The 12,441-nt window shown below is 42.3% G+C and carries 8 protein-coding genes; 3 read left to right on the forward strand and 5 right to left on the reverse strand.

Annotated elements, in window-relative coordinates; genetic code table 11:
* Positions 1-32: 32 nt before the first annotated feature.
* Together ATK78_RS06035 and ATK78_RS06040 are read right to left on the reverse strand one after the other, a co-directional pair.
* Entirely contained in the window at positions 33-1,280 is a 1,248-nt protein-coding gene (locus ATK78_RS06035) for a competence/damage-inducible protein A (RefSeq protein WP_133575122.1), read from the reverse strand.
* A gap of 10 nt (positions 1,281-1,290) precedes the next feature.
* Positions 1,291-3,969 carry a putative LPS assembly protein LptD gene (locus ATK78_RS06040; RefSeq protein ID WP_243732457.1) on the reverse strand — a complete coding sequence of 893 codons (2,679 nt, stop codon included), beginning with the start codon at positions 3,967-3,969 and terminating at the stop codon, positions 1,291-1,293.
* Between the two features lie 98 nt (positions 3,970-4,067).
* Between ATK78_RS06040 and ATK78_RS06045 the strand changes: the two genes are divergently transcribed.
* Genes ATK78_RS06045 through ATK78_RS06055 form a run of 3 tightly spaced genes read left to right on the forward strand, consistent with a single transcriptional unit; the run spans position 4,068 to position 6,778 of the window.
* On the forward strand, positions 4,068-4,946 hold the full coding sequence (locus ATK78_RS06045) for an N-acetylmuramoyl-L-alanine amidase family protein (RefSeq protein ID WP_243732458.1): 879 nt from the start codon (positions 4,068-4,070) through the stop codon (positions 4,944-4,946).
* 14 nt (positions 4,947-4,960) lie between these two features.
* On the forward strand, positions 4,961-5,809 hold the full coding sequence (locus tag ATK78_RS06050; protein ID WP_133575125.1) for an N-acetylmuramoyl-L-alanine amidase family protein: 849 nt from the start codon (positions 4,961-4,963) through the stop codon (positions 5,807-5,809).
* A 15-nt stretch (positions 5,810-5,824) separates the two neighbouring features.
* Positions 5,825-6,778, forward strand: a complete 954-nt coding sequence (locus ATK78_RS06055) for an MlaD family protein (RefSeq protein WP_133575126.1) — start codon at positions 5,825-5,827, stop codon at positions 6,776-6,778.
* 52 nt (positions 6,779-6,830) lie between these two features.
* On the opposite strand, the gene ATK78_RS06060 is transcribed toward ATK78_RS06055, so the two are convergent.
* The 3 genes from ATK78_RS06060 to ATK78_RS06070 form a co-directional block, all read right to left on the reverse strand.
* The gene (locus ATK78_RS06060) at positions 6,831-8,852 is read right to left on the reverse strand and encodes a sensor histidine kinase (RefSeq protein ID WP_133575127.1); all 2,022 of its coding nucleotides are present in this window, start codon (positions 8,850-8,852) and stop codon (positions 6,831-6,833) included.
* A gap of 112 nt (positions 8,853-8,964) precedes the next feature.
* On the reverse strand, positions 8,965-10,335 hold the full coding sequence (locus ATK78_RS06065; RefSeq protein WP_133575128.1) for an alginate export family protein: 1,371 nt from the start codon (positions 10,333-10,335) through the stop codon (positions 8,965-8,967).
* A 157-nt stretch (positions 10,336-10,492) separates the two neighbouring features.
* Positions 10,493-12,436, reverse strand: coding sequence for a sigma 54-interacting transcriptional regulator (locus ATK78_RS06070; protein WP_133575129.1), 1,944 nt, complete (start codon positions 12,434-12,436; stop codon positions 10,493-10,495).
* Positions 12,437-12,441 lie beyond the last annotated feature (5 nt).

Here is a 12,441-nt window from a genome sequence, read left to right on the forward strand (position 1 = left end):
TATTGGACGCAAAAGTAAAGTATTTTGAAGACTTAATCCTCATCTTGCTTAAGTTCATTCAAGATCATTGTCAAAGCAGCTGTGGCAGAACGCTCTATATTTTGAAGCCTTTTGTTTCCGAAAGTGTGTAATTTCGCGATTACCCGCTTACGGCTTGCTACTGCTATCCATACTGTGCCAACCGGCTTACCGGGTATTGCACCATCCGGCCCTGCAATTCCGCTTACAGATACGGCATAGTCTGTTTTAAAATGTTCTAAAGCACCTAATGCCATCTCCTTAACCGTTTCTTCACTTACCGCGCCATACGTATTCAGTGTAGCGTGCTTAACCCCCAGCATAGATTCTTTTAGTTCATAAGCATAAGCTACTGCCCCGCCTTTAAATACAGATGAGCAGCCAGGATGTTTGGTAATCAGGTGGGCAATATAGCCACCTGTACAGCTTTCTGCGGTAGACAGGGTGAGCTTCTTTTGATCCATCAGGTTTAACATTGCTTTTTCAATCGCAATGTCTTCTTCGGCCATCACATACTTATTCAGCCTTTGAACCAGCTGTGCAGCAAAAGCAGAAATCTCTTCATGAAGCAATGCCTCATCTGTTCCGGTACCGCTAAGCCTTAAACGCACCTGCCCCAGTTTAGGCAGATAGGCAAGCTTGATGTGGGCAGGCAGGCTATCTTCAATATCCTCAATCTCTGCCGCAAGAAACGACTCACCGAGGTTGGCGGTAAGAATGGTTTTATGAACAATGAACGGAAGATTGAAGGATCTTTTTAAACGGGGAAGGATCTCTTCATCCATCAGGTACATCATTTCAAAAGGAACACCGGGCATGGATACAAAGATCCGGTCATGCTGCTCAAACCACATACATGGTGCAGTACCATTTTTATTCTGGATCACTTCACAGCCATCAGGCACATCGGCCTGTTTCCTGTTCGACTCGATCATTGGTCTCTTCAAACGTTCAAAAAGTGCCGTAACATGGTTTAGTGTTGCTTCGTCTCTTCTAAGCTCCATGTTAAAATACCTGGCCAGCGTAAGCTTGGTAATGTCATCTTTTGTTGGGCCGAGACCACCGGTAATTAAAATAACCTGTGCCCGTTTTTCGGCGAGCTGAAGGGCTTCAATGATGTGACCGGCATCATCAGACACGGAAGTGATCTGCTTTACCTTAATACCAATCAGGTTTAACTGCTGTGCCATCCAGGCAGAATTGGTGTCCACAATCTGGCCAATGAGCATCTCATCGCCAATAGTTATAATTTCAGCTAGCATAATTGATAGATTAGAACCGCGTAAAATATTGTTTCCTCTTGCTCAGCTTCAGATCCTGCAGCACAGAAGCCTTAACTTTAATGTCTATGGAATAAGACTGGTAGGTACCAAAGGGAACCCAGTTAATGCTCATGTCCCAGCAATGCAGATCACGGTAAATGGCAAATGAAGTATAAGAGAAATTATTTACCTTAAAATCCCATCCGGAGGTAAACTGAACCTTCCAGTTTGGGGTAATGTTTGCATCTCCGTTAAAGCTCAGGGTATTGGTAACCGTGCTGTTTAAGCCGGTACGGTCTGTATTATAATTGAAGGTATAGCTAAATGCAAAGTTCCATGGAATTTTAAAATCCACAAATGCATTTGGATCCCTGCTTACCAGCGCAAGTGCCTCTGCCTGTTCCGGGGTCATCGCCTTTTTGGCAATTTCCTCTTTTAAGGTTTCTTCATTCTGGCTCCGTCGCTTTAAGGCGTCCGGGTTTAAGCTGTAAGAAGTGGTAAAACCAAAACTGGTTAACCTTGGCAATTTTCCCGCCTGCCAGGTATAGCGGTCAACCAGCTCCCTGGTTAGCAGACCGGTGATCGAATCTGTTTTAGTTCTATACTGGTAAGGGTCTAATGTTCCATAAAAGTTAATCCCCAACTTATCGGTAAACTGTGATCTTCCGCTAAAGCTTAAGGTAGATAACTTATATGATTTTGCCAGGAAGTCGTAATTACCATTGATCCCAAGACCCTGAATAATCGGGATCTTCTTTTCTCCCTTTCCGGTAGTATCATTAGGCGTCAGGATCTTTGCTTCAATGGTGTTGTCTAAACTGAAGTTCATTGCTGCAGAACGGCCTAAACCTGGTCCGCCGTACCTGGTATTTTCAAATATCGAATACTTCAGATCTTCTCCCCTTGTATCTTTAACATTGGTACCATCTGTATATTTGGCATACTGATAATATCCTCTTTCTACATTGGAAAAATCCGGACGGTAAGCAAAGCTCACGGACGGGGTCATGACATGTCTAAGTGCGCTAAAATTACCAAACTTAGTAAATTGAGCGGTACTATATACCTTCGTGGATAATCCCATAGAAGCGCTGTATTCTGCATTTCTTCTAAATCCGTTTACGGTATCTGTTTTAATGACATCAGAACCATTGAGCACCCTCAAATAAGTTTTACGAATGGTTTGTACATGCCACTTTTCAATATAGGTTCCACCGAGGTTAAAATTAAAATATCTTAATACGTTAAAGCCCATATTAATAGGAATATTATGCTGTGCCCCGTTCCTGAATTTACTCAGGGTTCCGCTTTGAAACAGCTGGCTCTCCGTAGTAGATAATGTGTTTTCTGCATTCAGCGTATAACCAACAGAAATTTTCTGATACCACTTCTGATCGCCAACCCGGTCCTTTGAATCAAAAGGGCTAAAAGTAGGTACACTTAAACTGATGGTTGGCATGTTCAGCGTAACCGTCTTACCGGCGGTTTCCTGTGAGCCACCTATGGTAGAGGCAAAATTGATACCGTTATCGAATACCCTTCCGTAAGCAATGGAAGACTGCATGGTATTCTGGGCAATTTGTGAAGGGTCATAACTTCCGCCACCAGCAGTTCTGGCATTAAAGCTTGATGTACCCGCATTTACAGACGCAGAGAAAGTGGTTCCTGGCTTGGAATTGGCATTCTGGTTGTGGCTCCATAGAATATTAAAATCCTGCTGTGCCCTAAAATCAGCCGTTCCTTCCGTGCCATATCTTGAATTTGAATACCGAAGGTTTACATTGCCACTGTGTTTGTAACGCTTCATGTAATTAGACATTAAGGAACCGTCGTAAGAACCCCTGGTATAAATCGTTGCCAGAAATTTAGCATCCCAATAATCATTTAATCCAAGATAATAGCCCGCGTCTCTCAGAAAAAATCCCCGGGTAAAATCTTCCCCCGGACTGGGCAGTATAAATCCGGACGTTTTCTTGTTCGGCTTTGGGAAAAATGCAAATGGCAATCCCAATGGTAAGGGAACATCTTCAATCTTTAAATAGACCGGCCCCGTTATGATATAATTTTCAGTAACAATTCCTTTGGTAATGTAGATCCCGAAATGCGGATGCGGTAAATTACAGGTACTGTAGGTCTGCCCTTTACTGTGAATCTCATCATCGGGCTGTTTCTTTGCCTTTCCACCGGAGAAAAATCCACCCTCCTGTTCGGTAAAAACACCGTAAATATTTCCGGCGCCGGTTTTGGTATTGTATGATAATGAGTCTGCATATGAAGTTCCCTGCCCCTCCATCTTTAAGATCGGGCGGCCAATATATTTACCTTTAGCATCTGTTTTACCCCTTGCATATACCTGGTTGGTATTGGTATTGAACCGGATGTACTCTGCATCAAGCTCAAAGCCCTGGTACATTACCCTTGCTTTACCATACAGGTACGCAATACCGGTTTCTTTGTCAAATTTAACTGAATCTTGTGCTGTATATTCTAGTTTCTCACTTGCCAATGTATCCGTTGGCTTATTTTGTGCGTTAATAGCATTAGGGATGGTGTCGTTCTGTTTAACAGGTACTGGTTGCTTAACGGGTATAGGATCTTTCTTTTTAGGTATGGTATCCCTTTGTTGAAAAACATGTTGTGATGAAAAACTGGAAAAAGCAAACGCCTGATTACCAACAGATGTCGACAATACAAATAGATTTAAAAAAATGATATACCGTAAAAGTTTCAATTTCGTGTGTGAATGTTATTTTTGCATTAATGTTTAATCCAAAACGTTCAAAATTAATGAAAAATATACCATTGCTCAGACCAAATGCAATTTTGATCGTATTTATTTCTGCGTTTAGCATTATGCTATCTAGTTACCAGGCATTTACGCAGGAATATAAAATAAAAACTATTGTAATTGACGCCGGTCACGGGGGCAAAGACGGGAGTACGAGAGGCCTGTATTCTACGGAGAAAGATGTTGCTTTAAAAACAGCATTAAACCTCGGCGCAGCCATTGAAGCAAACATGAAAGATGTGAAGGTAATCTATACCCGTACAGAAGATGTATTTATACCACTTTACGAGCGTATTGGGATTGCCAATAATGCAAAAGCAGATCTTTTTATCTCCATCCACTGCAATGACATGCCGGTATACCGGTCTACAGTGATTACCGGTTACAAAAAGAACAGTAAGGGCAAAAAAGTACCCATAAGAAGCACCGTTTCCCGAAAAAGTACCAACACCAGGGGGGTAGAAACCTTTGTATCCGGAATGGGAAGGGTAAATGAGCAGGATGAAGCAATAAAAAGAGAGAATGCATCTATCTTCCTGGAAGAAAACTACAAGGAGAATTATGAAGGGTTTGACCAGAGCAACCCGGAAGATGCCATTATATTGGGGCTCATGAAAAACACATTCCGGACGCAAAGCTTAAAACTGGCAAGGTTAGTGCAGGACCAGTATGTAAATGCAGGGCGCATTAACCGTGGTGTTCAGGAAAAAAGCCTGGCCGTTTTAGCCCGGGCAGGAATGCCCGCCATATTAACCGAAATTGGTTTTATCAGTAATCCTGATGAAGAAGATTACATGAACTCCGAGGCAGGTCAGAAAGAAATTGTAGATTGCCTGTTGAAAGCGATAGAGAATTATAAAAAGAACGTAGAAGGATAAAAAACAACCTGCAGATGATTAGAAGAAGAGCCATTTCCCTGTTACCCTTATTTGTGCTGTTACTGAGTTCTCAAGTTACGTTCTCACAAAATTATAAAGTTAAAACCATTGTAATCGACGCTGGGCATGGTGGCAATAAGCCCGGAGCAAAGGGAAGTTTCTCACTGGAGAAGGATGTAGCCTTGCAGGTAGCACTTAAACTGGGCAAGAAATTTGAGACAGAGATGCCTGAAGTAAAGATCCTGTACACCCGTAAAACCGATGTTGATGTTGATTTCTACAAAAGAGCAGCACTCGCCAATGATAACAATGCAGATATCTTCATTTCCATCCATTGCAATTCCATGCCAGACAATCGTGTGGTTGCAGGGTACACCACCAATAAAAGCGGTAAAAAGGTTCCGAGATACGCTTACGTTAAAAATAAAACGACACGTGGAACAGAAACTTTTGTTGCCGGTTCTCACCGTTTAAATGAACAGGATGCCGCAATTCGGGAGAACGAAGATGTGAAGCTGGAAAAAAACTATCAAAAAAACTATGATGGTTATGATCCAAAGAATCCTGAAACATTTATTATACTATCTTTGTTTAAGAATCTGTTCAGGGATAAGAGCTTAAAATTAGCCAGCTTGATCCAGGACAATTATACTAAGGATGACAACCGGGTAAACAGGGGCGTAAAAGAGCAGGGGCTTTTAATCTTGCAGAGATGCGGACTGCCGGCTATTTTAACCGAAATTGGTTTTATATCTAACCCAACTGAAGAAGAGTACATTAACTCAGATACCGGACAGGCAGAAATTGTAAACTCCATTTTCAAAGCAGTGAAAACCTATAAAAAAGAAACCGAAACAATTTAAGTAAATACATACTAAGTGAAGATAGCAAACGAAACCAAAGTGGGCATATTAGCAGCCTTTTCCATTGCCTTATTAATTATAGGATATAATTTTCTAAAAGGCAATGCCATATTTTCAAGTGAAACTGTTCTATATGCAAAATATACACATGTTGACGGGCTTGGTGTTTCTAAACCCGTTTTAATCAATGGTTTCCAAATTGGCCGTGTAGATAAACTGCAGCTGCAGCCAGACGGGTCGATCCTTGCTACCTTGAAAATAAAAGGAAAGTATGAGATCCCGAAAAACAGTATTGCTAAACTGGAAAGCACAGACCTTTTAGGAAGTAAGGCCATTGTAATGGCTTTAGGAACAGGCAACGACTTTGCACAGGATGGAGATACCTTAAATGCGAATGTAGCTATAGGCTTGATGGAAGCGGTTCAGCCGGTTCAGAAAAAAGCAGAGATGATCGTTGCAAAGATGGATTCGATCCTGACCAGTGTAAACACCATTTTAAATCCCAACTTCCAAAAGAATGTCGACAAAAGCTTTAACAGCATCGCTTCTACCCTTTCTTCGTTAGAGGCAACTTCTAAAAAGGTAGACAATCTTGTTGGTTCAGAAGGATCACGCATTTCGGCCATCCTGGCAAATGTGGAAGCCATCTCTAACAACCTGAAGCAAAACAATCAAAAGATCAATGGTATCCTGAGCAATATCAATACCATTACCGACCAGGTTGCAGCAGCTAATTTTAAACAAACAATAGATAACGCAAACAAAGCAGTAGCTGATCTGCAGTCCATTGTAACTAAAGTAAATAACGGACAGGGAACCTTAGGTCTTTTGGTTAACGATACGAAAATGTACGACAACCTGAACAATGCGTCTAAAAACCTGGATAACCTGATCATAGATCTGAAAGAGAATCCAAAAAGATATGTACACTTCTCTGTATTTGGAGGCGGTAATAAGAAAGATAAATAGCAAATGTCAATTGCAGCTTAAAAGAGCCCTATACCAATGGTACAGGGCTTTTTTATGGATTAGCCCCAAAATTTACACTAACCGATACCCCTTGGTTGCTTTCTATATAAACTTCTCCTTTAACCTGCTTTGCCAACCCCTTGATCAGGTTCATACCCAAAGATTTGCACTTGTTGATGTCAAACCCTTCTCGCAATCCATTGCCATCATCAGCAATCTTTAGCAGATACCCCTGCGCTGCTGTGTTTTGAAATGAAATTCTGATGGCTCCTTCTCTATTGTCAGGAAAGGCATATTTAATCGCATTGATAATTGCTTCATTGATGATCAGCCCGATGGGTACTGCCCTGGACACATCAAGCTGGATCTTTTCAATGTCCTTTTCAATCAGGATCCGTTTTCCAAGATCAAAGCTGCTGACCAGATTTTCGATCAGCTCGGTCATGTAATCTTTCATATCTACCATGTCCATGTTGTTAGACTGGTATAATTTCTGGTGGATGAGTGAAATGGACTGCATTCGCTGCTGACTTTCCCTAATGGCAGCAGAGGCCTTGTTGTCATCAAGATAGGCTGATTGGGTATTCAGCAGACTGATCACAATCTGAAGATTGTTTTTAACACGATGGTGGATCTCTTTCATCAACCATTCCTTCTCTTCCAGCAAGATATCTTTCTGATTGACCATATGCTGCAGGGAGTTGTTTTTTTCGACGATCTCCTCCTGTTTCTTCTGCAGGTCATGCTTCGCGGTTTTTTTGATCTTATACAGCCGTATTCCACCAAAAATGATCAATAGCAGTAAAAAGCCAATACTGGCATATCGTAAAATACTGGCCAGGTTTAATCCCTCTTCTTCAGGAAGTATTGCCGGAACTGAAGGAAAAACATCAATGATATAAGGTGCGGCAGGAACAGAGGAAATATCGAACGTTGATCCCAGCGCCGCCATTTCCCGCCCCTGTGTAATTCTGAGCAGCGAATCCCGGATGTTTAAATATTTTAGGTGATGACTGGCTTGTCCACTTTGATCCTTTGTCGCCGAATCCAGCGCAGACCAAAGACGATGGTTTTGTGCCACATCAAAACCATAACCGGATACGCGATAAAAATAATCATTGTAAATCAGGTATTTCTCTGCCAGTTCATAGCGTTTCTTCAGCAGCAGAAAGGGAATTAAGCTTTTATAGGCCTCAGCGCGTTCACTCTCATCTACGTAAGCCGAGAGTTCTGCTAAATTGCTTGCATGCTTTTCAGCACTGGGCATATCCTTTAGCAGCAAATCGGCCTCAAGCGTTCTGGCAGATACCAGGATCAAGTCACTTTTTCTCTTCAATGGATGATTGAGTTCCGTCGCATTAATCCATTCTCGGGCTTTTTTTCCATTCCGCTGCAAAATGTAAAGTGCCATCATATTGGTACTTAACAGCATGATGGCGCTTTGGTCTTTTTCGCTTTCGGCAATAGTCAGCCCCTGCTTAAAAAAGATTTCGGCCATGTAAAAGTTTTCGAGGCCAATACAGGCCAGGGCGGCACGGTTATACAAAGGCCAGGACTTCCATAAGTCGCTCACCTTTCTTTCCTCTTCCGACAAGGGGGTCTGGAAACATCCTAAAGCCTGTTCAAAAGCACCCTGTCTAAACAAGATCTGGCCTTTAATCAATAAACACGCATACACACCTTCAGTATTGATGGCCCGATTGATATTGATCGATTTATTGATATAGGTCATTGCCCTGGAAAGACGCCCCTGCCGGTTAAGTAGTTCAGCGAGCAGTGCATAGGCATCTGCTAATTTTTGTTTATTTCCAACCCGTTCAAAGCAGCTCACCGCTTTTTTGGCTGCTGCTACACCGAGTATAATTTCAGCAGGAACAGCCGTGTTGCAGGATTCAGCCTCCAGCAGACAGGCAGCTCCGCGCTGCTCAACCAATTGCGTTATATCTTCCTGCTGATGGCTGCCCACCAGCTTTCTGTTCATCCCTTCCTCAAAAACAGAAGCACTAACTTCAGCTTGAATGCAACAAGAGAGGACAAGCAAACCAATAAGCAGCGAAATTTTTCTAATGATCATGATGGGTGTGCAAGCATAAGGTACAACAACTACATATCTTATGTTAATAGCCTGTACAAAAACTATTTAGCTGATGGATACCGTGCTAATATAGCTAAAAAAAGCGATTGACCTAAAACCTGAAAGTTGCGGTAATCCCGAACATGCTGATGTTGCTTCCGGTACTGGTTTCCATCAAATACTTTCCACTGTTAAACCAGGTATATTCAGCTCTAAAATACAAAGCACTTATGGGCAGATATTCTATAGATGAACCGAGTTGTGCACCAATATATTTAGACTGCGTATTTTTTCCGGAGTAAAGCATCCGGCCGTTTACCGCATAGATTCCGTCATTTCGCTGCATTCTCCAAAAAACATCATAATCCTGTCCCAGGGTCAGTGTTTTAGATAGTTTAATCTCCAGGTAAGGATGGACATCAAAAAGATTGGCAGGCCCGATCAGCGCAGCAAGACCGAAGTAGCCCCCTCTCGGAAACAGCGGATTAAATGTATTCATTTTACCATCCCCATAGTTCCTGTCGCCGCTGATCACTTCTGTTTTAAATCCCATTTTCGGCTGGTATAAAAGACCGGCAAATGTATACGAAAGGTGAGTTGAAACTGTCCATGCCGAAATGTCGTTTCCGGCAAATTTTCCAAACTGATAAAGACCTTCTGCATCATATTGAAAACCGTTGTGTGTACCAGTGGTACGGATTCCCAGGGAGTGCCTCATTTCCTGACCTTTTCCATCATCAAAAGCCGAACTTTCCTTTTTATAACCAAAATAATAAAGATCGAGGTTATCGAATGGGAGCAGTTTTGAAAACGCACCATATGCACCCCAAAACCTGGTTCCATTGGAGAAGCCATCATCAAAAATCCCTTTTTTTGCCTGAACATAATTCGTAAAGAACGCATCTAACCTTAGTTTTTTTATATTCATTATCACTTTGGCACCATCAAACGATTGCCGGTTATTTGGCGCTTCCCTTACGGAAACTATTCTTTGCGATCCATACGACATTTCTTGCCTGCCCAATCTCAATACCAGGCCAACTTTATTTAATGGAAGGTTAACATCAACAAATGCCTGGTGCAGATCCAGTGGATTTTCATTTACCGGTGATGAAGCTTCAATTTCGCCATTGCTCAGCCCGCTTTGCAGCTGCACAAATGCCCGCAAGCCTTTACCCAGATGCAGATCTGCATGAAACAGGTATCTTGCCAGTGTAAATCCATCCTTATCCTGTAGTGCATCGCCCCATTCTGGATTGGTATATTTAAAGTATTGGGTCCGGAATTCACCGCCTAAACTTAGATAATCTTTTTTATCAGGAGAAAGCGGAACGAACTTAAACCTATTGTACCAGGTACTTGTATCTGTTGCCAGGTATCGATAATCTTCATCATACCGCATGGGTTTAAAATTGATTTTCTGGGCCTGAAGCACTCCTGATAAAAACATCAGAAATACAAAGATTAATTTCTTGGTCTGCATGGTTATGGATAGTTATGGTTTCCAATAACTATCCAATCTGCATACCGTTGGCAAAAGCCCGCTTTCGTGATCATACGGGCCTTTTCAAAATATGAGGTTACTATATTTGGTAAACTACGACATCAAATAACGATATCCGGTGAGTTGCTTCGCTAACTTAGCCTACGTGTTTCCTTACAATACCAAGTCTTTTCATCTTTGAGTTGAGGGTAGTAGCAGGCACATCCAGCAGATCTGCAGCACCGCCAGGCCCCGAGATTCTGCCCCCGCATTTTTTAAGCACCGATAGTATGTAATCTCTTTCATTTTCATCAATGGATTTCACATAACCATCTTCGGTTTTAACTTCGGGAACATGGGTTACCCCATTAGGCAGAATGAGCTTATCAATGCTATTGCCCCTGCTTAAAAGCACATTTCTTTCAATGATGTGCTCCAACTCCCTCACATTACCTGGCCAGCTGTAGTGTTCCAGTTCCTGAAGCGCATGGCTGGAGACAACCATTTCTGATTTTCCGGCCATTGCCGCGTACTTTTCAAGGAAATGGGCAGCCAGTATCGGAATATCCCCTTTTCTATCCCTTAATGGCGGCAGAATGATTGGAAAAACATTTAACCGGTAATAGAGATCCAGTCTGAAACGACCTGCAGCAACTTCCTTTTCCAGGTTGCAGTTCGTGGCCGCTATAATCCTTACATCTACCTGAATGGTTTCTCTTCCGCCAAGTCTTTCGATTTCCTTTTCCTGAAGGACCCGCAATAATTTAGCCTGCGATTCCAGGGGAAGCTCTCCCATTTCATCGAGAAATATGGAACCGCCTGATGCCTGTTCGAATTTCCCTATTCTACGATCAACAGCCCCGGTAAAGGCTCCTTTTTCGTGTCCAAACAGTTCAGATTCTATCAGGTGCGTTGGCAACGCAGCACAATTTACGACAACAATTGGCTTTTTGTTTCTCGAAGAGAGCTCATGTATGGATTTGGCAAACCTTTCCTTTCCTGTACCACTTTCTCCAAGGATCAGAACAGATGTTTCCATTGGCGCTACCAGTGTTAAATGGTCCAGGGCTGTTAGCAAGAGGTGACTTTTACCAATAATACCGGCAAAGCCGGCTTGTTTAACTTTGATCTGCCGCCCTTTCGATACTTCATCTGGTATGTTGTTTTTCATAGGCTTACCGGATCCGGCCAGAACGCCTTCAAACGTTTGCGACATTGGTTTTTGTAAACGGTTAACCAGTGCCAGATGGCGATTGTGATAGGCTGCTCCCTTTCGGTTATAGAAAGACAGCGTAAATCCTGCCCGTCCATCAATTGGGATAAACATGACCAGGTTGGCAGACATACCAAATGTTTTTGCGACCAATTTTTTCGATGGGTTAATTTTACAGACTTCTTCAAAATCAACCAGGTTGTAGATGGAAGATTTGGTATCTTCATTTCCGGGAACCTGATATTTAGGCAGGTCTGACGCCTTTATTCCAGTCATATTCATCAGTTCCTGGGTCCCGATCGCCTGATATTCATTATAGCTTAACCGTAAAAAACAAACCCCATGATAAGGAATATTATCTAAGTTTTTCATGCCGATGGCAACAAAATCGAAGGGAATGTGGGGCTGGATGGCCTTTGCAATTTTCAAAAACCGATCCTCCCAGTTAACATCCTGTGCAATAATATCGGTAATTACCGATTCCAGGGCCAGTTCGGTATCGCGCTTAAGCGCAAGATTTTGATTGTGGAGATACTGTGCAATCTCCAGGCTGACCAATACGTCTTTTTCTCTGAAAGGCTTTACTAAAAAACCGTAGGGTTGTGTATTTTTTGCCAGTTCCAATATTTTTTGATTTGAATTGGCAGACAGGTAAACGAAGGCAATGTTGTCTTCCAAAAGCTCCTTTGCCAGATCAATACCAGTTAAGGTGCCTTCAAGATGGATATCCAGTAAAACCAGCTGGGGCTTTTGTTTAGCGATGATTGTTCTGGCTTCGGCAACTGAGCTTGCTATATCACAAACACTATAACCGGCCTTTTCCAGGATCATTGAAAGATCATTGGCAACAATAAATTCGTCTTCGACAATTAGTATTCTGATACCCATAATGA

It is taken from the genome of Pedobacter metabolipauper, from assembly GCF_004362715.1.
Classification (GTDB): domain Bacteria; phylum Bacteroidota; class Bacteroidia; order Sphingobacteriales; family Sphingobacteriaceae; genus Pedobacter; species Pedobacter metabolipauper.

Bases quoted from the DNA above. Each gene is read 5' to 3' on its own strand.
- ATK78_RS06050 (WP_133575125.1), top strand. From the start codon at position 4,961: ATGATTAGAAGAAGAGCCATTTCCCTGTTACCCTTATTTGTGCTGTTA.
- ATK78_RS06060 (WP_133575127.1), bottom strand. From the start codon at position 8,852: ATGATCATTAGAAAAATTTCGCTGCTTATTGGTTTGCTTGTCCTCTCT.
- ATK78_RS06065 (WP_133575128.1), bottom strand. From the start codon at position 10,335: ATGCAGACCAAGAAATTAATCTTTGTATTTCTGATGTTTTTATCAGGA.
- ATK78_RS06070 (WP_133575129.1), bottom strand. From the start codon at position 12,436: ATGGGTATCAGAATACTAATTGTCGAAGACGAATTTATTGTTGCCAAT.
- ATK78_RS06045 (WP_243732458.1), top strand. From the start codon at position 4,068: ATGAAAAATATACCATTGCTCAGACCAAATGCAATTTTGATCGTATTT.
- ATK78_RS06035 (WP_133575122.1), bottom strand. From the start codon at position 1,280: ATGCTAGCTGAAATTATAACTATTGGCGATGAGATGCTCATTGGCCAG.